Raw genomic sequence first — 23980 nt, forward strand, 5'->3', positions numbered from 1 at the left:
GCCAGCGAATGCTTGCAGATCAGTGGATTAGGCGATGAAGCGCATAACGCTTGGCAGCATATTCAATCCAATAAATAGATTGTTTTAAGCCGATATTTACGCTTATTTTCGATGTTTCTTTAGCGCATCATGGCGTCATTCCACTGTTTCAAGGAGCACGATCATGCTGCAACTGCGACCCTTCGAAAGCCTCGGCCACGCCAACCATGGCTGGCTTGACGCCCACCACCACTTCTCCTTCGCCGAGTACTACGACCCGGCACGCATGCACTGGGGCAACCTGCGGGTATGGAACGACGACCTGATTGCAGCCGGCAGTGGCTTCCCGCCGCATCCGCACCGCGACATGGAAATCATCACCTATGTACGTGAAGGCGCGATCAGCCACCAGGACAGCCTGGGCAACAAGGGCCGTACCGAAGCCGGTGATGTGCAGGTGATGAGTGCCGGCACCGGCATCGTGCACAGCGAGTACAACCTGGAAGACGTCGATACGCGCATTTTCCAGATCTGGATCGTGCCGGAGCGCACCGGTGAAGCACCGCAGTGGGGTAGCCGGCCGTTCCCCAAAGGCGAACGTGGCGAAGGCTTCGTGACCCTGGCCAGCGGCCGTGCCGGTGATGAAGACAGCCTGCAGATTCGCACCGATGCACGGTTGGTGGCGGCCACCTTGCGTGCGGGTGAAACCGCCGAATACCGCTTCGATGCCGCACGCCGGGGTTACCTGGTGCCGGCCAAGGGGCTGGTCGAGGTCAACGGGTTGCGGGCCAAGGCGCGCGACGGCGTGGCAATCGAGCAGGAAGCAGTACTGCGCGTGACCGCTATCGAAGACAGCGAGATTGTGCTGGTGGATGTGGCCTGACGCCCAGCGACCTGCGTTGTTTGTAGGAGCGGCCTTGTGTCGCGATCGGGCTGCGCAGCAGCCCCAGCACGCTCTGCAGCGCGGCAGAAACCGAGGGGCTGCTGTGCAGCCCGATCGCGACACAAGGCCGCTCCTACAGGGACCACGCAGGCTTAGAAGGGCAAGGTCAACTTCAACCAGTAGGCATCGCCTTGGGCGCGGTTGCGCACTTCGGTTTCCTTCGACCACTTGGCCGTCACGAACCAGCCATCCTTGCCGCTGTACTTGATCGACGGCCCGATGGCAAAGCTGCGGCCTTTGTTGTCTTCGATGCGCTCGCCATCCAGGTTGTCGTCAGTCGTCTGCCGGTAGTAGTACCCCCCTACCCCCAGCACCCAACCATTCCCAAGCCCCCACCCCACGGCATAATCCACATGAAATTCCTGCCCCGAGCGGTAATCGGTGGCTGGGTTGCGCCGGTTGAAGTCGTACATCACCTTGGCATCCAGGTTGAGCCCCGCCGGGTCGACATAGCTCATCGCATACACCGGCTCGAACACCCAGTAGTTGCGCCCTGGGTTGGCCAGGTCGTTTTTGTCGTAGCGGCCGGTGGGGGCAATCATGTCGAAGGCCAGGATGCTGTGGAACTTGTCGCTGTGGTGAAAGCCCAGTGCCGGGCCGAAGATCACGTCACCCAGGCCACTGTTGTGCTGTGACTGGCCATTGAGCGAGACCTTGACGTCCACCAGCGGCACGATGGCATGCAGCGCCAGGCTACCGCCCAGCAGGGTGTAGTCACTCACCCAGATCAGCCGGGGGACGATGGCGTTGGCCCGCACGCGAAAGTCCACCGGCAGTTTGCGCCCGTCGTTGCCACGCAGGTTGTCTGCTTCATAGTGGTTGACGAACAGCTGGCCATAGAAGCCCGGTGGCGGCATGGCGCCGGACATGTAGTTCTCGGCCCCCAGTGGATACGAGGTGCCACCCCCTTCGGTGGCATGGGTCAAGTTGGCGGCGCCGAACAACGAGGCACACACGGCAAGGCGAAGCAGGTTCGCTAGGGTCGGGTTCATCGGGTCAACCTTTGTTGTTGTTATCGGTCGGGTGCACGCCGGCCCCCCGCGTTCGGGGCGCCGGGCTTGAAGGTGTTCAGATGCGTTTGAACAGGGCCGAACGCTGGCCTTCGGCAGCACCATCGGCAGCGCTGTAGAAGCGCTCCATGAAGATGTCGCGTTCGAACAGGCGGCCTTGCATCAGGCAGGTGATGGCCGCATCGATCATCGGTGGCGGGCCGCACAGGTAGGCCTTGTGACCGTTGAAGCGGCCATCGAAATGCTGCCTGGCCGCGTCGTGCACATAGCCGCGCACACCTTGCCACTGCTCGTCCTCAGCAGCCTGGCTAAGAGCAGGCACGTAGCTGAAGTTGGCATGGCGCTCGGCCAGCGCCTCGAACAACTCGCGGTTGTACAGTTCAGCTCGGGTACGGGCGCCCTGGAACAGTGTGATGCGCCGGGTATCGCCACGCGCCAGCAAGTCGAGAATCATCGACTGCGGGCTGGAAAGCCCCGAGCCGCCAGCGATGAAAATCAGGTCACCCGGCTGTGAGCCGCGCACGAAGAACTGCCCGTAAGGGCCGGACAGCGCCAGCGCATCGCCCACCTTGAGCTGCTGGTGGATGTACCCGGTGGCCACGCCGCCTTCTACCAGACGCACGTGCAGTTCCACCTCGTCGGCCTGCTGGGGCGGGTTGGCCAGGGAAAACGCACGGGAGCCTTCGATACCTGGCAGCTGCAAGTTCACGTACTGCCCGGCCTGGAAGGCCATCGGCCGGTCGAGCTTGAGGTGCACGCCGCGAATGGTCGGCGACAGTTCCACCAGCTGGGTGACCACCGCACGGTAGTCCTGCACCGGCAGGCCGGCGAAGTCCGGGTCGACATCGATGTCGGCCTCGATCACCAGGTCACTCTGCGGGATCGCGCAGCAGGCCAGCACCTTGCCCTCGTCGCGTTCCATGTCCATCAGGGCGAAGGACGATGCAGCGCCGAGGTCGACTTCGCCTTCCAGCACCTGGCATTTGCAGGTGGCACAAGTGCCGTGGCCACAGGCAAACGGCAGCCAGACGCCCTGGCGCAGGGCGGCTTCCAGGATGGTCTGGCCCTCCTCCACTTCGATCTGCTCACCGGTAGGTTCGATGGTGACTTGATAGCTCATGGCGGCATTCCTCAGTTGTGGCTGCCGCCCAGGCCTTCGAGGCCGGGGGTGTGCAGGTGCAGCAGGCTCTTGTGGGCAACCCCGTTGGCGGCCAGGCCACGGGCCAGGTCAGGCGTGAACGGCTGCTCGTCAAGGCGCCAGCGGGCGGCGGCAAAATCGACCTGTGCAGCATCCGGGTGCAGGGCAATGGCCGGCTTGACCACCTGTTCGATGAAGGCGGCAAAAGGCAGCGCCGGGTCCACCGGCAAGGTGAACGGTGCGCAGAACAGCAGGTGGTTTTCCCAGCACAGGTACACCAGCTGGGCGCCGTGGAAATTGGCCTGGCAGTCCAGGGGTTGGGCGGTGTAGCGGCCGATGGCGGTCACGGGCATGGCGTTGGTCCTCTTGTTCTTGTGAAAACCAGGGCGCAACAAGCGCGCCCTGGCAGATCGGCACTTCAGACAACCTTGCGTTCGGCACCCTGCAGCGCCTGCCAGCGCTGCTGTTCGGGCGAGCCCTGGTACTCGAAGTTGTCCTGGCCGGGGGTGATGTTGTAGTAGTCGCGCACCACCGACTCGACATCGCCGCCCCCGCAGTTGCCCTGCAGGATCTGGTGCACCGGCAACCAGGCCTGCACGTACTTGTCCGGCTCGAAGGCGAAGATGTCGCAGCAACCATCGGAGCAGAAGTGGTAGCGCTCGCCCTCGTGCACCAGGCTACGGTGGCTCAGTTGCGTCGGCGCATCCGGCTCGGTGAAGGCCAGCGGGATCTGGCAGATCTGGCACAGCATCGGCAGCGTCGGGTTGTAGAAGCGCTCACCGCGCGCCTGCAATTCGCGCCAATGCTCGTAGCGCGGGCGGTAGTAGCGGTCGAAGGTGTCCGGGTACTTGGCCGACAGCCAGTCCAGTTCTTCGTCGGTAGGGATCCAGGTGTGGAAGTTGGTGGCCTGGCTGTACTGGTAGAAGATCGACCAGGCCTGGTGGCTGATGTGCTCTTTGCCGATGGTGGTCTGCTCGACGTATTTCGGCGGGCGAATGCCATAGCGTTCCAGGTCCTTGAACAGCGCGCCGCCGGCCTCCTCGAAATACACCTCCCAGGCTTCGGCCCAGGACATCACTTTGTTTGGCAGCATGTAGTCCATCATCATGCCGACCAAGGTCAGCAGCCGGTAGCCGCGCCAGAACCACTTGTCGATCCAGCGTTGCACGATAGGCACGTTGTCCTCGTGCTGCTCCAGCAGGAACTTGATCACCTCCAGGCCCAGGGTCATGTGCCGGGCTTCATCGGACTGCGCCGAGAAACCGAAGGTGACCGTGGCCATGTCGCCGTTGAATGCCGCACCCGACATGAATGGCACGAACAGCAGGTTGGTCAGCACGTACTCGAACGAGAACGAAATAGCGGTAAGGAACTCGAACGGGCCCGCCGTGCGGGCATCCTCGAAGAACGACTTGGGCACCGACAGGAACCACACCCGGTCGTGCATGTGGGCAAAGTCATGCAGGCCGTTGAAGTGCTTGTTGTAGTGGCTCATGGCGTGCACCTGGGTCTGCACGTGGCGCAGCTCGTCGATGGCCTGCATCTGGCAGGCCACCCGTGCGCCGGCACCGCCAAAGTGCCGGCCAACCCGGGCAAAGCCCTGATAGGCCTGGTACTCCAGGGGTGTGACGCCACTCAGGAACAACTTCAGGGCGTTGACATAACGGGCGTCGGAAATGTTCTGGTGGCCGTTGTTCTGGGCAAAGGCATCGAAGATGGCGTACAGCTTCTTTTCTTTTTCGGCCTGGTACTTCCAGTAGGCGTCCATGGTCAGGCGGAACGGGTCTTCCCACTTGTCCCAGTCGGTGATCTTGATGCCTTCGAACCGCTCGTAGGGGTAGATGTCTTCCTTGCTCTGGTAGCTCGGCTCCCAGCCCAGGTCACGGGTCAGGCAGCGGTACTTGTCTTTCTGGTTGAGGCGCTTGGCGGCCATGGTGGTCTCCCTTGTTCTTGTCGTTGTGCGGATCAGTTCCAGTGCAGGGCGAAGCAGTCTTCGTCTTCCTCGACGTTGCCGCCGAGGGTGATCACGTCGATCAGCATTTCCTGCACGTCCCATTCACGGCCAAGCTTGTCTTCCACCGTGGCGCGGTGAATTTCCAGGCGCCCTTCGGCCTGCACGCGGATCATCGCCGGCTGGTGCTGCACCTGGGCATGGGGGTTGTCCTGGGTGATGGCCTCGACGATGTAGCGGGCGCTGTCGTTGTCCTGGAAGGCGATATAAACGAGGGAAGTCATGCGGCATCTCCACTGAGGCCGAGTTTTTTCAGGCGTGCGCCGAAGGCACTGTCACAGGCATCCAGCGCGTCGCGGCCGGGGCCGGCCTCGGCCAGTGGCAGCAGCGCTTGCACGGCGCGGCCGCGCCATTGGCTGACCCAGCCCTCGATCAACTGACGGTTGTGCGGGCTTTCGGCAACCACGGTCTTGACCAGGGCATCGACCCAGCGCTGGCTCTCGGCGAACCACAGGCGCATGAACTCGGTGAGCATGCCCAGCTGCCCTGCCCCGGCGGCCACCAATTGCGCGTCGAAGTGCTCGAACAACAGCGGGTACAGCAGGCCATCGCTGACCAGGTTCTGCGCCAGGCTCAGCTCGAACCAATCGCGCAGCACCAGGCTGTCCTCCACGTAACGGCGCAGCCCTTGCCAGGCTGGCTCGTCCAGCCAGCGCTGCTTGGCTTCGGCCAGCAGTGCCAGGCCGTCGTCCTCCAGCAACAGCCCCATGCGCGACAGATATTGGGCAATGGCCAGGCGGTCCATGGCGTGGAACATGTGCATCTGGGTGACGCTGGTGCCGAACGCGTCGGCGGCAATGCCACTGTTGTTCATGTTGGCGCCCAGTTCGGCATGGCGCAGCGGTAGCAACAGGCGCGCGATCAGGGCGCGGGTTTCGGCAGGCAGGCTGGTCAGCAGTTCGCGTTTTTCGCAGAAGGCAAAACTGTGCTCGGCGTTTTCCTGCATGCGGGCCCGGGCCTGCACGTAGGTGCCGTAGTAATACTGGCGCGGGTCGCTGACGGCGTACCAGTCGGCCATTTGCACGGCAGTGCGGCTGGGGTCGTTGAGCAGCTTGTCGGGCTGCCACAGCGGGCGGTAGTGGAAGTTGCTGGCGGCTTCGATGTCGAAGCTGGCTTCCTGATAACGGCTGGCCGGCTTGTCACCGAAACGGCGGCGGGTGTGGCTGAAGGTCTGGCGGATCGGCTCGACCGTGGCCGTCTTGATCTCGATACTCATGCAAGGCGTCCTGTACTTGTTGTTGTGGGGATGCAATGCGCCGGCAAGCGGCGCTTCACTCGTCCGCGTCGCGGCTTTCGCCATAGCGCCACTTCTGCATGTCGGCATCGACGGCAGCGGCCATCGCGGCATCCATGTGGCGCACTCGGTTGCTGGCGCAGAAGCTGGCGAAGGCAGTGCGCGGCAGGACCAGTTCGACGAACAGGTCCGGGTAACCGATGGCGAAGTCGAACTCGACAAAGGCCGCATCCGGTTCGCTGCGTACGCGGACGTAGCGCGGCATCTGTTCGAAAGAAGGGGTGGCTGAGGTCATGCGCTGGTGCTCCGGCTGGACGTGCCAAGGGCTAGAGCAACGGCTGTGCCAGGCACTTTCAAACCAAATAAAAATTCATTCAACTCATTGTTTTTTATGAGTTTTAATTTCTACTGACGCTAACCGGACGTGGCCCTGCCCGCACACAGAAGCCTGCCCGTTTGATCATTTGCTCAATCGGGCCAAGGCGGATGGAGCAAATGGCCAATGCGGCCAGCGATTGACTTTTGCGCGGCTTTCAGGCGGTTTAGAAAAGAGAGCGACCCGGGCCTTGCCTGCAACACCGAGGTCGTTTCGGCGTGACCGATAAACCCGCCCAGCCTGAGCGGGTGCACGCCAAATCCCCATACAACTACAAGCAAGGGGCGCAAGCGAATGATTACCCAGTACAGGGCGCCTGAACCTGCACCGGCGCTGAAAGACCTGACCGAGCGGGTACGGTTCGAAGGCACCGAAGGCAAGATCTGGCTGGACGAACAACGCATGCTGCTGGTGCAAGCTGCGACCATGGCCAGCATGCGTCGCGAGCTGATCGAAATGCTCGGCGAAGAACGGGCCAAAGGCTTCTTCCTACGCCTGGGCTACCAGTCAGGCCTGAAGGACGCCGAGCTTGCCCGCAAGCTGCGGCCCAACGGCAACCCGGTGGAAATGTTCTTCATCGGCCCGCAACTGCACTCGCTCAAAGGCATGGTCAAGGTGCGCCCGCAGCAACTGGAAATCGACCTGGACAACGGCCACTTCTACGCCGACATCGAGTGGCAGGATTCCTTCGAGGTGGAAAACTGCCAGTCAGAAGGCCTGCATTCCGAACAGCCGGTGTGCTGGATGCTGCTGGGCTATGCCATCAGCTACAGCTCGTTCTTCCTTGGCCGCCAGGTGCTGTACAAGGAGGTCAGCTGCCGCGGTTGCGGTGGCAGCGAATGCCGCATCATCGGCAAGCCGGTGGAGCAATGGGACGATGCCGAAACCTTCTTGCGCTACTTCCAGAGCGACCCGGTGATCGACGAGCTGCAATCGCTGCAAGTGCAAGTAGCCAACCTGCGCCAGCGCCTGCAATACGAGTCAGGGCAGTTCTACGGCATTGGCCAGTCGGCGGTTTACCGGCGCTGCTGCGCGCTCACCGACAAGGTCGCCCCAGGCAAGGCCTCGGTATTGCTGCTGGGTGAAACCGGGGTGGGCAAGGAAGTGATCGCCCGCAGCCTGCACCTGCGCAGTGAGCGTGCCGGCGCGGCATTCGTCGCGCTGAACTGCGCGACCATCCCGCCAGACCTGATCGAAGCCGAGCTGTTCGGCGTCGAGAAAGGCGCCTACACCGGCGCCCAGCAGGCTCGCATGGGGCGCTTCGAGCGGGCCAACGGCGGCACGCTGTTCCTGGACGAGATCGTCGAGTTAACCCCGCGAGCCCAGGCCAGCCTGCTGCGCGTGCTGCAGGAGGGCGAACTGGAGCGGGTGGGCGACAGCCGTACGCGGCCGGTGGACGTGCGGGTGATCGCTGCCACCCACGAGAACCTCGAACAGGCGGTCAAGGACGGGCGCTTCCGTGCCGACCTGTTCTACCGGCTTAACGTGTTCCCCGTGCACATTCCGGCGCTGCGTGAGCGCCGCGAAGACATCCCGCTGCTGATCGAGCACTTTCTCGGCCGCCTGCACCAAAGCTACGGCAAGAAAACCCGTGGCCTGAGCGACCGAGCGCTGCAGGTGTGCTTGCAATACGACTGGCCAGGCAACATCCGCGAATTGGAAAACCTGATGGAGCGCGGCGTGATCATCACCGACGAGAACCAGAGCATCGGCCTGGACGCGCTGTTCCCGCATGAGCCGCCGGCTATCGACAGCATCGGCCTGGGTAGCGATGGCCGGCTGGTCGCGGCCAGTGACCAGGCTGCGCCTGGCTGGGTGGCGCAGATTCTCGACAGCGGTACTGGCCTGGATGCCGTCGAAGACGCGCTGATGCAGGAAGCCATGCAGCGCTGCGGGCAGAATGTTTCTGAAGCCGCGCGCCTGCTCGGCGTAACCCGCCCTGCCCTTGCCTATCGGCTGAAGAAAGCCCCCGACAAGCCTTGAGCATTTGCGCAATGACACTGGCGCAGGTTGATCAAATGATCGAGCCTGCGCCCGCTTTCACCCCCGCCTGAACAACAAAACTGCCTGATTTCAGCGTGTTACCAACCTGGCATTGCATTTGCTCAAGCCTTTGCACCGCAATAACAACAACGACCGGTGAGGCAACCATGACTGTAGCGATATCCCATTCCCCGACGTGCAGGCCTTTTTCGCCAAGGCCGCAGGCATAGGCAACGACCAGGGCAACCCACGCCTGAAGCAGGTCGTGCTGCGCATCCTGCAGGACAGCGCCAGGCTGATCGAAGACCTGGCGATCAGCGACGACGAATTCTGGCTAGCGGTGGACTACCTCAATCGCCTGGGCGGGCGCAACGAAGCGGGCCTGCTGATGGCGGGGCTTGGCCTGGAGCACTTCCTCGACCTGCTCAGCGATGCCCGCGATAGCCAGGCCGGCTATGCCGGCGGTACACCGCGCACCATCGAAGGCCCGTTGTACGTGGCTGGCGCGCCGCTGTGCGAAGGCGAAGCTCGGCTGGACGATGGCCTCGACCTGGGCCAGCCAATGCTGCTCGAAGGCCAGGTGCTGGACGTGCACGGCAAACCGCTGGCCGGGGCCATCGTCGATGTGTGGCACGCCAATACCCAGGGGCTGTACTCCTACTTCGACACCAGCCAGGCCGAGTACAACCTGCGCCGGCGTATCCGCACGGATGCCCAGGGCCGCTATCGCGCCCGCAGCATCGTACCCAGCGGCTATGGCTGCCCGGCCGACGGGCCGACCCAAGCCTGCCTGGACCAGTTGGGCCGCCATGGCCAGCGGCCCGCGCATATCCACTTTTTCATCAGCGCACCGGGGTATCGGCACCTGACCACGCAGATCAACCTGGCGGGGGACGAATATTTGTGGGATGACTTTGCCCATGCCACCCGTGACGGGCTGGTGGGTGAGGTTGAACAGCTTGCGGACGGAGTGGCGCGGGTGGTGTTCGATTTTTGCCTGCAGGCGGCGGCCAGCGCCGATGATGAACAGCGCAGCCAGCGGCCTCGGGCTTTGCAAACAAGTACCGATTGATTTAGCAGGGGCAGTCCACTCTGTGGGAGCGGGTTTACCCGCGAACACCGGCACAGCCGGTGCCAGGCACCGCGTTGGATTCTTCGCGGGTAATCCCGCTCCCACAGGGCACTAGGACTGGCTGCGAAATCAGTGTCGTGCCAACCCGGCTATCGCAAGGCAGCCTCCAATCATTGGCGCCATCGGCCACCCTGCACTAGCGTTGTGCTACCAGCCAGCCCCAACGTTCATGCGGAGCCTTCACCCATCATGCCGGACCTGCGCCGAACCCGACGCTGCGCCTGGAGTACCGTGCCGAGCAGCCGATTCATCAGGCTTTTCTCAAGCAAGCCAGCCGCTGCCCGGATGCCACTGCCATCATTGCCCAGCACACCACCTGCAGCTACACCCAACTGGAGCAGATCAGTCAGGGCATTGCCGCATTTTTGGTAGAAAACGCTGCCAGCGGCGCCGATCGTGTGGTCATCGTCGCCAGCCGAAGCGCTGCGCTGGTGTACGCCATGCTCGGCTGCCTGCGCGCCGGCCTGGCCTTCACCGTGGCCGACGCCGCCTACCCCGCCGTGCGCATCAAGCAAATCGTCAGCACCCTGAAGCCTGCCGTGGTCCTGCGCTGCGGCGAGGCAACCGTGGACGCCGGCCAGTTCATTGTCGCTGCGGAGCCAGAAGCCCCCACTGCAGCACAGCAAGCCTTCCCTCGCCAACCTGTCGCGCTGCCCGCTGTCAGCCCCGAGCAACCGGCCTACATCACCTTCACCTCGGGCAGCACCGGCGAGCCCAAGGGCATCGTCACCCACCACGCGCCGTTGGTGCACTTCATCGACTGGCATGTGCAACAGCATGGCTTCACCCAAGCTGACACCTTCTCGCTGCTTTCCGGCCTGGGTCATGACCCGGTGTACCGCGACGTGTTCACACCACTGTCGATCGGCGCGACCCTCGCCTGCCCGGCCCAGTCGACCTTGACCGACCCCTCACGGCTGGCCAGCTGGATTCACCAGCACGGCGTGAGCGTGATCCACCTCACCCCACCACTGGGCAAACTGATCGAAACCGGCGCACACATGAATAGCCAGGTGTTCGACCAGCTGCGCTACCTGTTCTGGGGCGGTGATGCGCTCAGCCCGGCGCAGTACCAGCAGGTGCGCGCCATCGCACCGAATGCCGTCAATGTGAACTTCTACGGCACCACCGAAACCCCGCAAGCCATGGCTTTCCATACCCTCGAACCGGAGGCGGTCGATGCCCGCGTACCCTTGGGCAAAGGCATTGCCGATGCGCAGTTGCTGGTGGTCAACCCGGCCAACCAGTTGGTCAGCGAAGGTGAAACCGGCGAAATCCTGATCCGCAGCCCGTACCTGTCGCTGGGCTACTGGAACGACCCGGCACTGACCGAGGCCAAGTTCATCGCCAACCCGTTCACCGGCAGTGCAAGCGACCGCTGTTATCGCACCGGTGACCTGGGCACCTACCTGGCCGATGGCAGCGCCAGTTTTCTGGGGCGCGGTGACAGCCAGGTGAAAATCCGCGGCCATCGCATCGAGCTGGCGGAAATCGAGAACGCCATCACCCGTCAACCGCACATCGGGCAATGCGTGGTGGTGGCCAACCAGGATGGCGGGGCGACCCGCCTGGTTGCCTATTGCGTCGCACAGCAGGCTACCCGGGCTGACGAGCTGCGCCAGGCGCTCGCCGGCCAGTTGCCGGACTATATGGTGCCGGCGCTGTTCGTGTTCCTGGATGCCCTACCGCTCACGCCCAACGGCAAGGTCGACAAACGCGCCCTGCCTGCCCCCTTCGACGACAGTGCCAACCAAGTGTTGTCCCCGCTGGCCGAAAAGCTCAGCACGGCCTGGGCACGCATTCTCCAGGTGCCGCGCCTGGACGCCAGGTTGAGCTTTGTCGAGCTGGGTGGCGACTCGATATCTTTCGTGCAGGCCTCGCGGGTGTTGGAAGCGCTGATCGGCCACCTGCCAGAGCGCTGGGAAACCCTGCCAGTGTGCCAACTGGCCGAGCTGAGTGCGCCGCCCAAGGGCGCGTGGCGGGTGATGGAAATGCCGGTGTTCGTGCGCATGCTCGCCATCATCCTGATTGTGGTTGGCCACCTGAGCGAATTCGACCACTGGCTGATCGTCGGTGAAACCTCGGTATTGTTCCTGGTTTCCGGCATCAGCCTGGCACGCTTTCAGCTCAAGGCCATCGAAGCACGTGGTGATGCACGCACGCTGCTCAGGTCGTTGGCAGCCATCGTGGTGCCGACGCTGTTGTACACAGCACTGATCCAGCTGGTGTTCGACCGGTTGCACTGGCAATCGCTGCTGCTGGTGTCCAACTGGTTCCCGGCCAGCGAGGTCAGCCTGTTCAACTACTGGTACATCGAAGTGCTGGTGCAGATGATCGTGATCATTGGCCTGCTGCTGTCGATCAGGCGCGTGCGCCGGGTCGTCGTGGCCGACCCGTTCCGCTGCCTGATCATCGCGGCCTGTGCGCTGGTGGCGCTGGATGTGCTCATCAACCAGTTCGTATTCGACGCCAGTGCCCTGCTCCACCGGGTACCGCAGCACTTCCTGGCGGTGATGGTGCTGGGCATGGCCGTGCACCACGCCGACACCACCGCACGTAAATGGGTGGCCAGCGCAGTAGCCGTGCTGGTGGTCGGCGAGCTGGACCTGATGGCGGTGGCCGGTGTTGGCTGGGAAGCGTTCACGCGCTATGTCGACATCGCCCTGCCGGCGATGCTGGCGCTGATCTGGTTTCGCTCGGTGCCGGTCCCGGCCCTGGTTGCCCGGGCAGGCGCCGTGATCGCCTCTTCAACCTTGTTTATCTACCTGACGCATTTCCAGTTCCAGTCCGTGGCGGACCATGTGTCCAGGCACCCGCTGTTCGAGGTGGCCCTGGCACTCGCTGGTGGGGTGCTGGTGGCCTATTGCTGGAATACCCTGATACGTCTGCTGTTTACCCGCAGAAACAAGCACAACCCGGCACGCGGAGCAGACCCTGCCGAGCGCGCCACCTCAGCCTGAGCTGACTTGCCGGCACAGGAGCAGTGATTGCAAAGCCTGAAACACTCTGCCTAAAATGCGAACCATTAACATTTGCAAGCATTTTCAGGCGGCATGGATGAGCACCCCGGACGTAGCGTTCACTTCTCAAGTCAGCCAGCTATACCGGGCCCAGAGCAAATGGCTGCATAACTGGCTTAAACCGCGAGTCAACTGCAGCCACCTGGCCGCAGACCTCGTTCAGGATGTGTTCGTGCGCGTCATGTCTGCCGCCGACGCTGCGGTAAAACTCGAAGCCGTGCGCGAACCCAAAGGTTACCTGGCAACCATCGCACGCCGTCTGATGATCGACCACCTGCGCCGCGTGCACCTGGAACGGGCCTGGCTGCAGGTGCTCGCCGAGCAACCCGAAGCACTGGATATCTCCCCCGAGCAACGCCTGGCCCTGCTGCAAACCCTGTTCGAACTCGACGCCATGCTGGCCTCGCTCGGGCCCAAGGTGCGCGAGGCATTTCTGCTTTCGCAGATCGATGGCATGCCCTACAAGCAAATCGCCGCGCAGCTGGGCATTTCCGAAGTCAGTGTGCGCCGTTACGTTGCCAAAGCGGCCGAGCACTGCATGATCTACAGCCTTGGCCTAGGCCTGTGAGCGTGCACCTGGATGCCGAGCAGCGGGCTTCGTTGCGCCAGGCTGCGCACTGGTTCAGCCAGCTCAACAGCGGTGACGTGCAGGCCAGTGACTATTCAGCCTGGCAGCTGTGGCTGAATGCGACACCCGTCAATAGCTGGGCCTGGCAGCAGGCCGAGCGGCTGCAAACGCGCATGGCAGCAAGCGAAAACCCGCTTCGGCACGCGTGCTGGCGCTGGCGGCACACGGCCGGCACGCCAGCCGGCGGCGGGTGGTCAAGGCCGGCTTGGTGCTTCTGGGCGGCGGTGCTCTGAGCCTGGGTGGCTACCGGGAGGTGAAGCAGTCTGCGTGGCTGGCAGACGTGCGTACCGGCGTAGGCGAACAGCGTTCGCTACTGCTGAACAATGGCACTGCGGTGGTCCTCAACACTGCCTCGGCAACGGATGTAGGTGACCTGCGCGAAGCGCCGTGGCTGCGCCTGCGCCAAGGTGAGTTGATGGTAACGGTGCCGGCACGCCAGACCTGTAAAGTCGTTACCCGTAACGGCACCATCGAGGCCGGCGAAAGCCGCTTTGCCGTGCGGCTGTTCGAAGACAGCAGCAGCCTTGAGGTGTTCGCCCAGCAGGCACAGGTGAAGCTGGCTTCGGGCCAAACCCTTCAGCTAGCGAGCGGCCAGCGTTGCCAGTTCAACGAACAGGGCTTCTCCTCGGTGGAAGCTGTCGCGCTGGCAGCTGATGCCTGGGGCCAGGGTTTGCTGATTGCCAACGATCAGCGCCTGGACACGTTCATCGCCAACCTTTCACGCTACCGCCCGGGCTGGCTGCGCTGCGCGCAGTCGGTGGCAGGCCTACGCATCAGCGGCACCTACAAGCTGAGTGATACCGACCAGATTCTGCGGGCACTGGCCACGTCCCTGCCGGTGCAGGTGCAAGCGCGCACACGCTACTGGGTAACGGTCACGGCGGTGTAAATAAACTCGCCCTACCTGATCACTTTGCTGCGGCTTATCCGACTCATAGGTAACCCGACACTTACCTACATGAGAAACGCAAACATGACCCGCCGCTTCAACCCCAGGCCTTTCACTGCGCCAGGCCTGCGCACCTGCCTGATGCTGGCTGCCCTGCTCGGTGGGCCCGGCGCCGCCTGTGCCAGCCAAGCCCATGATTACCACCTGCCGCAGGGTGACTTAGGCGAAACACTGACTCAGTTCGCTGCGCAGTCCGGCATCGTGCTGTCGTTCGACACGCACTTGACGCGCGGTAAACGTTCGCCGGCACTCGACGGGCGCTATGGCGTAGAGCAGGCCTTGCGAATGCTGCTGGGCGGTACCGGGTTGCAAGCCATACAGGAAAGTGACGGGCGCTATTCGCTGCTGTTGAACACCGGCGAGGGCGATGTGGTGGAGTTGGCACCCAGCCGCGTCGATGCCCTGGGGCTGGGTAACGTCACCGAGGGTACCGGTGCGTACACCACCGGTGGTTCTACCACTGCAACCAAGCTGCCACTGACCCTGCGTGAGACACCGCAGTCGGTCAGCGTGATCACTCGCCAGGTCATGGACGACCACGGCTCGCAAGACATCGGCGACGTGCTGCGCAACACGCCTGGGGTGTCAGTCCAGGCTTATGACAGCGAACGCATGGAGTACTCCGCACGCGGCTTTGCCATCACCAATTACCAGTACGATGGCATCAACACCATCTATGACGGGGTCTACGACGAGGGCGTAACCCATGTCGACATGGCCGCCTATGACCGTATCGAAGTCATCAAGGGCGCGACCGGCCTGATGACCGGCTCTGGCGACCCATCTGCCACGGTCAACCTGGTGCGCAAGAAGCCCACTCACGACTTCAAGGCGTCGATCACCGCCAGCGCCGGCTCCTGGGACAACTACCGCACCGAAGGTGACATTTCCGGTTCGCTCAACGACAGCGGTAGCGTGCGCGGCCGCCTGGTAGGTGCCTACCAGGACCGCAAGTCGTACCTGGACCACTACAAGCAGAAAAAGGACGTCTACTACGGCATTGTCGAAGCCGACCTGACACCCGACACGCTGCTGACATTCGGCATCGACAACCAGGCCACTACCCCGCGCGGGTCGTCCTGGACCGGCAACCCGACGTACTTCTCCGACGGCAGCCGCACCGACTTTTCGCGCGCACACAACCCGGCAGCCGACTGGAGCCGTCGCGACTTCCAGTCCACCACCTACTTCAGCTCGCTGGAGCAGGCCCTGGTCAATGACTGGAAGGTCAAATTCAGCCTCAACCACATGATCAGCGATCACGACACACGCCTGGCTTCTGCCAGCGGCGGCAACCCGGACCCGGTCACCGGCGAAGGGATGTTCCTGTATTGGGGGCGCTGGGAAGGCCACCGCGTGCAAAACACCGCAGACTTGAATGTATCCGGGCCGTTCACCCTGTTCGGCCGCGAGCATGACCTGGTGGCAGGCTTCATGACCTCGCATTCGCGGCAGACCGGTGATACCTACGACGGCAGCGCATTCGAGAGGGTGCCCGGCTCCATCTTCGACTGGAACGGCAAACTGCCCGAGCAGCACTTCCCGAAAAACGGCGACTACACCACCACGCAAAGCCAGAACGGCGCCTATGTGGCCACCCGCCTGCGGCCGACCGACAAGCTTTCGGTCATCCTTGGCACCCGCGTCAGCACCTTCAAGTACAACGATGATGAAGACTATTACCCAACGTCTTCGCTGAGCGACACCCACGCGAGCTACAAGGAACACGGTGTGGTCACCCCCTACGCGGGCGTGGTCTACGACCTGGACGACACCTACTCGGCCTATGCCAGCTACACCTCCATTTACCAGCCGCAAGTGTACAAGGACATCAACGGCGCGACCTTGGCACCGGTGGAAGGCGATGGTTACGAAGCAGGTTTCAAGGCCGCCTGGTTCGATGGCCGGCTGAACGGCACCCTGGCGTTCTTCCGCATCGAGCAAGACAACGTCGCCTCCAACGTCGGCACCAACCCGGTAACCAATGAAGGCATCTACAAAGCTATCGACGGTGCAACCACCAAAGGTGTCGAACTGGAACTGGCCGGCGAACTGGCGCCCGGCTGGAACATCACCGCCGGCTATACCTATGCCCGTACCCGCGATGCCGACGACCAGCGGATATTCGGTTTCCCGTTGGCAACCACCAAGCCTGAACACGTAGTGCGGCTGTTCAATACCTACCGCCTGCCTGGTGTACTCGATCCGGTGACCGTAGGCGGCGGGCTGAGGTGGCAAAGCGGCTTCTATGGCAACATCTACAGCCCGGTCGCCAATGACTACACCCGCATCAAGCAAGGCGGCTACACCCTGGTCGACTTGATGGCCCGCTACCAGTACAACGAGCACCTGAGTGTTACGGTCAACGCCAACAACGTGTTCGACAAGGTCTACCTGACCGGGCTGGGCAACTTCGATACGACCTACTATGGCGAACCACGCAACCTGATGGTCACCACCCGCTGGGATTTCTGACCGGTCTGCGACTCAGCGCCCAGCCCGCCGGGCATCTACCAGTCCTGACACATTGGCTGCGGCCCCGGCAGGCTGGGGAATAGCGGTAGCACCTCTTGCGCCAGCTCCTGGAGGATATCTGCCACAGGCCGTTGCGCCTTGTGAATGCCCAGCGCGGCATGGTTGACCCCTGCCGCCTGCCACTCGCCTAGCAAGTCGATCAGCCCCTGACGCCCGGTTTTCAACACGTAGCCACCCTGCACGGGTGTGCGTGGAAAATGCGGGTCATCGACCAGGTCAATCCACTCGTTGGTCATGTGCGGGCGGAAGCCGCCGCCAGGGATTGCGGCACGCCAGGCGCGGACCTTCTCGGCCAGGCGCGTGCGCCCCATGGCATCGTGGGTGGCGTCCGGGTAGCTCAGCCAGCCGTCGGCATACTCGCCCAGCCACTCCAGGCTTTGTTGCGAACGGCCGGTAACCACCAACGGAATACGCCCACTCAGCGGCCTGGGCAACAGCTGGGCATCGCGCACCAACCCCAGAGGCGAGTCGATCGACGTGTGCCCCGCCAGCAATCGGCGCACATAGTCCACCGCCAGGGCAAAACGCTCGCCGCGCGCTTCATGGGCCAGGCCATAAGCGGGGAACTCAACGGCGCGGTCACCCGAGGCAATACCCAGCACCAGCCGCCCGCCCGACAGGCAGTCCAGTGTCGCCGCTGCTTTTGCCAGGTCGATGGGGTGACGCAAGGTGAAAATGGCACTACCGGTGGCCAGTGCTACGCGTTGGGTCTGAGCGGCCAGGAAGGCCAGGTAGGCGAATGGGTCGAACACCTGCCCAGCATCACCGAACGATGGGTCGAACAATGGCACGTCGCGCACACACGGCAGCGAAGCCCAGCCGGTCAATGGCCCGCACCTGTTCAGCCTGGCCCAGCAATACACGCATGTCGCCCTGGTAGGCGCGCAATGGCAGGAACACGCCCAGCGTCAGCCGCTGGGGGGCGAACATACGGCAGTAACCGGGGTGGTTGGCAAACGCGTTGGCATCGGCGCCGCGAGTAACAGCCGACAACGTCGGATCGTAAACGGACATTCTATCAATCCCTCAGAAAAACTAATGTTTGGCAGTTGATCCGAGCGTTATCCTATTCACCACTGGTTTGAATAAGAAACGATATGTTCTGCCATGTAACTTTAGATTTTCTAAACACAGGAGCAGCCCATGGGCGCCGTCTTGCCCTTGCTTGCCTTGCGCGCGTTCACCGAAACAGCACGTCTTGGCACCTTGAAAGCCGCCGCCGAGCATATGGGGGTGACGCCGGGCGCGATTAGCCAGCAGATACGCCTGCTCGAGGAGCGCCTGGGCGTCACGCTGCTGGTACGCACCCGACAGGGCGTGCAACTGACCGACGCCGGCACCACGCTGTATCCGGGCTTGTCACGCGGCTTCGGGCAGATCGAAAGCGCCTTGGCCGAACTGCAAACCGTGGCCCGCACGCCCACCCTGACCGTCAGCACCGTGCCTGCCTTCGCCGCGACCTGGCTGGTACCGCGCCTGGGCGATTTCAATGCCCGCCACCCGGGCATCGAGGTGCGGGTAGAGGCGTCAGCGAAGCTGGTGGACTTGCAACGCGACCGCGTCGATGTGGCGCTGCGTCATGGCCTGGGCATTACCCTGGGCTGCAGAGCATCGCCCTGATGGCACCTGTGCTGTTGCCGGTGGCAAGCCCTGCGCTGCTGGCCAGCGGGCCAGCGATCGAAGCCCCCGCGGACTGCCTGTATTATCCGTTGCTGCAAGATGGCGAACGTGCCGACTGGCCCTTGTGGCTGCAGGCGCATGGTTGCACCGTGGATGGCCGCTGCAGCCGCGGCCCGAGCTTCGATGAAGACCTGCTGCTGTTGCGTGCGGCGCTGGCTGGGCAAGGTATTGCGCTGGTGCAGGACCACCACGCGCAAGAAGACCTGCGCAGCGGCAGGCTGGTGGTAGCGGTGGACAGGCCATGGCCGGCGCGGTTCGCCGACTATGCCGTGGCCCACCAGCAAGCACTGAAACGCCCGCAGGTGCGGGCGTTCATAGACTGGGTCACAGACCAGGCACTGGGCAAATGGTGAGGGCGAATTGCACCTCTTCCATTTACCCCGCCTGCACGATGATCTGGCTCTGCAGGTCGCGGATCATCGCCTCCAGGGCCGGTTTCATGGCCGTGAAGTCTTCTGGCGTGCAAACCACATCCGGTCGGCTGAACTTGAAATGCCGCTCCACCACCACCGCATTGCCATCCTGGGTGTAACGCGCGCTGTAGTCGACATTGCCATCGTGCACCTTCACAGGCTTGGGGATCGCCAGCACGTTGACCTGGGCCGGGAACTCGAAGCGCGACGTTTCCACCGTGTCGTTGGAAATGCACACAAAGCTCTGGCTGCGGTCCTTTTCCAGGGTGAAGCTGTACACATTCTGCGAGATACCGCCCGCCAGGCTGGTCAGGGTCGCCACGCCCACCGGCCCTGGCAGGTTGACCAGGTTTTCCGTGCGCCCGTCGACGGTGCTGACAAAATCGCCATTGCCCACGGGCGGCGCGACCTTGAACGAACCACTGCCGCGCTGGCCGTAGGCGGCCAGCACTTTTTCCACCAGCATGTCGCGGTCTGCCGGTTTCATCAGTTGCAAGCCAAAGCGGCTCATCTCGCTGGCCCAGCCCTTCACCGTGGAAACGTTGGTGAAGTCGGCGGCACCATCGGCCTTGACCTTGAACAGCAAATCACTGGAAACCTGGTTCAGCTGCATGGCCGGGGTTTTGCCGAACTCGCCGGTGGCCGTCAGCAGCACGCGCTTGTTCAGCACGGTCAACGGCAGGTAACCCGCCGCGATCGACGGGTCGGTCGAGTCCAGGTACAAGTCCAGGCTCGGCACATAGGTGATCACATGGTTCAGTACACCCAAGGTCGGCACTTTGGGGAACACATAGGCGTTGCCCTGGTTCACCAGCGCCGGTGTGCTCCTGATACCTGCCGCGCTCAGCAGCGCCTCCAGCAGCGCAACATGGTCCTTGCAGTCGCCGTAGCGGTTGTCCAGCACGGTTTGCGCGGCATGCGGCACCACCCCGCCAGCACCGACATACACCGCCACATAGCGGATATTCTGGCGCACCCAATCACTGAGGGTCAGGGCCTTTTCCCGGGCTGTGGGCACACCGGCGGTCAGGCGCTTCGCCAGCTCGCTGATCTGAGGGGTGACCTCGACCGTGGCCCTGGTCTGATAGGCCTGGGCGAAGTCCTTGAACCCTAAGAACGTCGACACTGCCAGGTAGTGGCCGTAATCCAGGTACGACACCGCCCCCGTCTCGATCCGCGCCCGCGCCCCCGGTACATAGTCCCAGCGATACACTGTACGGCCATCACTCGTGGCAGGCGGCGACGCCTTGAAACCACGGGCATCGGCCTGCAGCGGCATGCCCTGGGGCATCTCGTAGGTCAGCGAAAACTGCCCGACCGGGTAGAACTGCGGCACGGTGATGTCTTCGAACTGCCCAGGGAACAATGGCGTAGAGCGGTTACGTTGATAACGCAGCACCAGCCGGTCACCCACCGCAACCTCGGGGAAGATGACCACCTTGTTGACCGAGTCCTGGAACATCGGTGCCTGGGCAGACGCCTGCTCTTGCTGCTCCTTGATGTGCGCGGCATCCACCTGCACTTTGCGCCCGTCGGGCTTTTGCGTATAAGCCTCGACCACTTCCAGCGTTTCCAGTGACCGGTTGTAGCTCAACGGGTGCTGGGCATTGGTCTTGATGGCGCGGTCTTCGTTGATCAGCATGACGCTGTCGACATCCAGACGGAAGCTGCCGTCTTTCTGTACCACGAATTTCTGCGCGATCTTCTCCAGGGTGACGGAACGGTCGGTGCCGTCGGTGAAGGCGTGGGCATGGCTACACCAGGCCAGGGTTACAGGCAGCAGAACAGCTGCCAGACGGAGCATTTTCAGCATGGAGATCCTTCTCGATCAGCGGTTTACAATCGACAATGATACGCATTGTCACCGCATGATGGCAAAGTGACTACATGCACTACCCTTGCATGGCCAGTTCGGCCAGTACTTCGGATGAGGTGGTGACCTGCCGAAAATGGTGCTTCCACAGGTCGATACCGAGCTTGCCCGAGCGGTCCAGCGAAGACCCTACCGTCATGTCTGTCACCAGCGTTGGCATCAACCCTGCGTCGAACAGGGCGAAGCCTGCGGCCAGCACACAGGTTTCGGTCTGCAACCCACACACCAGCACCCGTTCCACACCCAATTGCCGAATGTACTCAATCGCCTCGGCACGTTGCCCGTAGCCATGCTTGACGAATACCTGGTCGGCCTCGACCAGGCTTTCGTCCTCGGCGGCCGGGTGCCAGCCGAGCTGGCGCTCGAACGGCGTGACCTGTTCATCATGCAACTCGACCGAGGCAATGGTGGGGATGTTGGCCGACAAACGCCGCAGGCCATCGACCAGCCACTCGGGTGGGCTGAAGGTGGATTGGACATCGACGATGAGCAAAACCTGGCGCATAGCGTACTCCGGCCATAGGCAAATGGCGCGGAGTATAACGCGTGGCGCCGGGGCTTGATCACCAGTCGTAGGTCATCTCTACCGAAGCTACCCGCTCCTGCCCGTAGTAGCAGCCAAATGCGTAGTTGCAGTCCGATACGTACTCGCGGTCGAAGATGTTCTGCACATTCACGCTGGCCTGCAGGCCACGCAGGCTTGGGTCGAGTTTGCCCAGGTCGTAGCTGACGGTAGCGTCATACACGGCATAAGCCGGCACATCGAAGGTATTGGCCGAGTTGCCCGGCTTGCGGCCGGTGTAACGGGCACCGGCGCCAAAGGTCAGGCCATTGAGCATGGCCTGGGTGAAGTGATAGTCCACCCACAGCGAGGCAGACACCGGGGCCTGCGACTCGTTGCGGTTGCCCTGGTCGCCATAGGTACTCTTGGTATAGAACGAGTCGATGTAGGTGGCAGCGGCCAGGACATCAACGTTCTCGATGCTGGATTTGAGCTCCAGCTCCACCCCACGCGAACGCACCTCGCCATTTTGCGACTCGTACTGCGGGTACTCGGTATCGCCGGTCAGCACGTTTTTCTGCTTCACCTGAAACACCGAGGCCGTGAACAAGGTGCCCTCGAACGGCTGATACTTCAGCCCCACTTCGTATTGCTCGCCCTCAGTGGGCTCGAACGCCTTGCCGCCACGCTCTGGGGCCGCCGTGCCCAAGGTTGGCAAGAACGACTGGGAATAGCTGACATAGGGTGCCAGGCCAAACTCGGTGACATAGGTGAGGCCGATGCGCCCGGTGAACTTGCTGTCACGCTGGGAAGCAATGCTGTGCGCCAACAAGTCTTTGTTGTCGATTTCGGCCCAGTCCTGGCGCCCGCCTACGGTCAGGATCCAGTTGTCCAGCTTGATCTGGTCCTGCAGGTAAACCCCGGTCTGGCGCACGGTATTGTCCCAACGGGTATCCAGTACCGGGGTGATGCTGCTGGTGTCGAAGTTGTTCTTGCCATAGAGATCGACGGGCAGCACGTTGTAGGCGTTATAGCCATCGTACTTGCGCGTGAAGTGACGGTAGTCCACGCCTGCCAGCGCGGTGTGCTGCAAGGCGCCTGTATTGAACTTGTATTCCAGGTTGTTATCGACGGTGTACGAAATATTGTGCTGGCGCCAGTCGAGCTTCACCCGGTTGGCGCGGGTGTAGTCCACCCCATCGCCCTCTGTCACGAAACTGCGCAGGTAAAAGCCTTTGTAGCGGTCACGGACATCGGTGTAGCGCGCGGTAGAGCGAAATGCCAGCTCGTCACTGAAGCGGTGGTTGAAGTCGTAGCCGAAAATGTACTGGTTGCGTTTGTAATCGTTGTAATGCGAGTCGCCCGAGAAGAAGTCCCGGTCGATATGCTGGCCTGTCGGGCCACGCTTGAGCGAACCGATCATCGGCAGCGTCTGGTAGTCGGGCAAGCCATCGTCACGCTGAACCTGAGCGAGCAACGTCAGCGAGGTGTCTTCATTCGGCGCCCAGGTCAGGCTGGGTGCCAGTAGCAAGCGCTCGCTGTGGGCATGGGCGACCAATTCGTTGCCTTTGTCGGCAACGCCGACCAGGCGATAGGTGAAGACCTTCTGCTCGTCCAGCGGGCCGCTGGTATCGAAGGCACCGTTGACCCGGTTGTAGCTACCGGCGCCCAGCTTTACCTGGCTACGTTGCTCGCGGGTCGGGCGCTTGGAGACCATGTTGATCAGCCCGCCCGGCTGGTTTTGCCCGTACAGCACCGACGATGGGCCTTTGAGCACCTCGATACGCTCCAGCGTGTAGGGGTCGATCTGGGGGGCACCGCCCAGGCTGCCGGCGTACGGCAAGTAGGCGCCGTCCAGATACAACGGGGTCGGGGCAAAGCCACGGCTGGTGATTTCGTCGGCAATGCTGTTGCGGTCGGTGAAGCCGCCGGTGGCCAGGCCCGGGTATAGCGCAGCGCCTGGGTCAGGTTGCGCGCCCCTTGCGCCTGCACCTGGTCGGCGGTGATCACGTTGATGGCCTGGGGATTTCCAGAATCGGCGTGTCGGTCTTGGTGCCGGTCGCGCTGCGGCTGGCGACGTAGCCGCTTACCGGCCCATAGGCGGACTCAACGGCCGTGCCGGTAACGCTGGTGGTATCGAGCTGCAAGGTGGAATCATCACCCACCATGGGCAGCAGCGAGTAGCTGCCACTGCCCTGCTTCAGCACCTGCAACCGGCTGCCGGCCAGCACCTGGCGCAGGCCGGCGTCGGCGCTGTAGCGGCCATGCAGGCCGGGCGACTGCAGCCCCTGTACCGATGACGGCTCGAACGACACCGTCACACCGGCCGCCGAGGCAAATTGCGTCAGTGCCGTGCCAAGTGCGCCAGCGGGTATGTCGAAGAGCGCTTCAGCCTGGGTTTGGGCAACGGCAGGTTGGGCGATCATCGCCGCTGCCAGCGGTGTCGCCAACGCCACGCTGAACAGCGCGCGATGCACGGCCCGCGCCAGGCTGGCTTGGGTCGAGTTGATCGGGAGAGTACGGTTGCAATCGTTGACAGCGAGCATGCGGTTTCCTTTCGCCCTGCGGCAGTTT

Annotated in this window: 17 protein-coding genes and 4 pseudogenes; 9 read left to right on the forward strand and 12 right to left on the reverse strand. The window is 62.8% G+C overall.

Annotated elements, in window-relative coordinates:
• Nucleotides 1-163 precede the first annotated feature (163 nt).
• Nucleotides 164-862: a pirin family protein gene (locus AB5975_27140; protein ID XDR20085.1), complete on the forward strand. Its 699-nt coding sequence runs from the start codon at nt 164-166 to the stop codon at nt 860-862.
• Between the two features lie 152 nt (nt 863-1014).
• On the opposite strand, the gene AB5975_27145 is transcribed toward AB5975_27140, so the two are convergent.
• The 7 genes from AB5975_27145 to AB5975_27175 form a co-directional block, all read right to left on the reverse strand.
• The gene (locus tag AB5975_27145; GenBank protein XDR20086.1) at nt 1015-1914 is read right to left on the reverse strand and encodes a transporter; all 900 of its coding nucleotides are present in this window, start codon (nt 1912-1914) and stop codon (nt 1015-1017) included.
• A 76-nt stretch (nt 1915-1990) separates the two neighbouring features.
• Complete coding sequence (locus AB5975_27150; protein XDR20087.1) at nt 1991-3052, reverse strand: NADH:ubiquinone reductase (Na(+)-transporting) subunit F; 1062 nt, start codon at nt 3050-3052, stop codon at nt 1991-1993.
• 11 nt (nt 3053-3063) lie between these two features.
• Nucleotides 3064-3423 carry a phenol hydroxylase subunit P4 gene (locus tag AB5975_27155; protein ID XDR20088.1) on the reverse strand — a complete coding sequence of 120 codons (360 nt, stop codon included), beginning with the start codon at nt 3421-3423 and terminating at the stop codon, nt 3064-3066.
• Between the two features lie 65 nt (nt 3424-3488).
• A complete protein-coding gene (locus tag AB5975_27160; GenBank protein ID XDR20089.1) occupies nt 3489-5003 on the reverse strand; it encodes an aromatic/alkene/methane monooxygenase hydroxylase/oxygenase subunit alpha in 1515 nt (504 codons plus the stop codon).
• A 32-nt stretch (nt 5004-5035) separates the two neighbouring features.
• Nucleotides 5036-5305: an MmoB/DmpM family protein gene (locus tag AB5975_27165; protein XDR20090.1), complete on the reverse strand. Its 270-nt coding sequence runs from the start codon at nt 5303-5305 to the stop codon at nt 5036-5038.
• Complete coding sequence (locus AB5975_27170) at nt 5302-6297, reverse strand: aromatic/alkene monooxygenase hydroxylase subunit beta (protein ID XDR20091.1); 996 nt, start codon at nt 6295-6297, stop codon at nt 5302-5304. Before AB5975_27170 ends, AB5975_27165 begins: the two co-directional genes overlap by 4 nt.
• A 55-nt stretch (nt 6298-6352) precedes the next feature.
• Complete coding sequence (locus tag AB5975_27175) at nt 6353-6610, reverse strand: phenol hydroxylase subunit (GenBank protein XDR20092.1); 258 nt, start codon at nt 6608-6610, stop codon at nt 6353-6355.
• 375 nt (nt 6611-6985) lie between these two features.
• On the opposite strand from AB5975_27175, the gene AB5975_27180 reads away from it, so the two are divergent.
• A complete protein-coding gene (locus AB5975_27180; protein ID XDR20093.1) occupies nt 6986-8674 on the forward strand; it encodes a sigma 54-interacting transcriptional regulator in 1689 nt (562 codons plus the stop codon).
• A gap of 31 nt (nt 8675-8705) precedes the next feature.
• On the opposite strand, the gene AB5975_27185 is transcribed toward AB5975_27180, so the two are convergent.
• A complete protein-coding gene (locus AB5975_27185; GenBank protein XDR20094.1) occupies nt 8706-8843 on the reverse strand; it encodes a hypothetical protein in 138 nt (45 codons plus the stop codon).
• Here AB5975_27185 and catA point away from each other — a divergent pair.
• The 6 genes and pseudogenes from catA (at nt 8842) to AB5975_27215 (ending at nt 16878) form a co-directional block, all read left to right on the forward strand.
• Nucleotides 8842-9746: pseudogene (gene catA / locus AB5975_27190) on the forward strand (catechol 1,2-dioxygenase). The gene AB5975_27185 and the pseudogene catA overlap by 2 nt on opposite strands.
• 275 nt (nt 9747-10021) lie before the next feature.
• Complete coding sequence (locus AB5975_27195; protein XDR23045.1) at nt 10022-12766, forward strand: amino acid adenylation domain-containing protein; 2745 nt, start codon at nt 10022-10024, stop codon at nt 12764-12766.
• A 97-nt stretch (nt 12767-12863) separates the two neighbouring features.
• Nucleotides 12864-13394, forward strand: a complete 531-nt coding sequence (locus AB5975_27200) for a sigma-70 family RNA polymerase sigma factor (GenBank protein ID XDR20095.1) — start codon at nt 12864-12866, stop codon at nt 13392-13394.
• Entirely contained in the window at nt 13391-13687 is a 297-nt protein-coding gene (locus AB5975_27205; protein ID XDR20096.1) for a DUF4880 domain-containing protein, read from the forward strand. Before AB5975_27200 ends, AB5975_27205 begins: the two co-directional genes overlap by 4 nt.
• Nucleotides 13663-14343, forward strand: a complete 681-nt coding sequence (locus AB5975_27210) for a FecR domain-containing protein (protein ID XDR20097.1) — start codon at nt 13663-13665, stop codon at nt 14341-14343. Before AB5975_27205 ends, AB5975_27210 begins: the two co-directional genes overlap by 25 nt.
• A gap of 84 nt (nt 14344-14427) precedes the next feature.
• Nucleotides 14428-16878, forward strand: a complete 2451-nt coding sequence (locus AB5975_27215; GenBank protein ID XDR20098.1) for a TonB-dependent siderophore receptor — start codon at nt 14428-14430, stop codon at nt 16876-16878.
• 35 nt (nt 16879-16913) lie between these two features.
• Here the strand turns inward: AB5975_27215 and AB5975_27220 are convergent.
• Nucleotides 16914-17931, reverse strand: a pseudogene (locus tag AB5975_27220) (LLM class oxidoreductase).
• A 150-nt stretch (nt 17932-18081) separates the two neighbouring features.
• Here AB5975_27220 and AB5975_27225 point away from each other — a divergent pair.
• A pseudogene (locus AB5975_27225) lies at nt 18082-18971 on the forward strand (LysR substrate-binding domain-containing protein).
• A gap of 22 nt (nt 18972-18993) precedes the next feature.
• Here the strand turns inward: AB5975_27225 and AB5975_27230 are convergent.
• From AB5975_27230 to AB5975_27240, 3 genes and pseudogenes are all read right to left on the reverse strand, one after another.
• Nucleotides 18994-20844, reverse strand: coding sequence for a DUF3857 domain-containing transglutaminase family protein (locus AB5975_27230; protein ID XDR20099.1), 1851 nt, complete (start codon nt 20842-20844; stop codon nt 18994-18996).
• Nucleotides 20845-20923: 79 nt separating this feature from the next.
• Entirely contained in the window at nt 20924-21409 is a 486-nt protein-coding gene (locus AB5975_27235; protein XDR20100.1) for an isochorismatase family cysteine hydrolase, read from the reverse strand.
• A 58-nt stretch (nt 21410-21467) separates the two neighbouring features.
• Nucleotides 21468-23952, reverse strand: a pseudogene (locus AB5975_27240) (TonB-dependent siderophore receptor).
• Between the last annotated feature and the right edge of the window lie 28 nt (nt 23953-23980).

This window comes from Pseudomonas putida (assembly GCA_041071465.1).
In the GTDB taxonomy this organism is placed as follows: domain Bacteria; phylum Pseudomonadota; class Gammaproteobacteria; order Pseudomonadales; family Pseudomonadaceae; genus Aquipseudomonas; species Aquipseudomonas putida_P.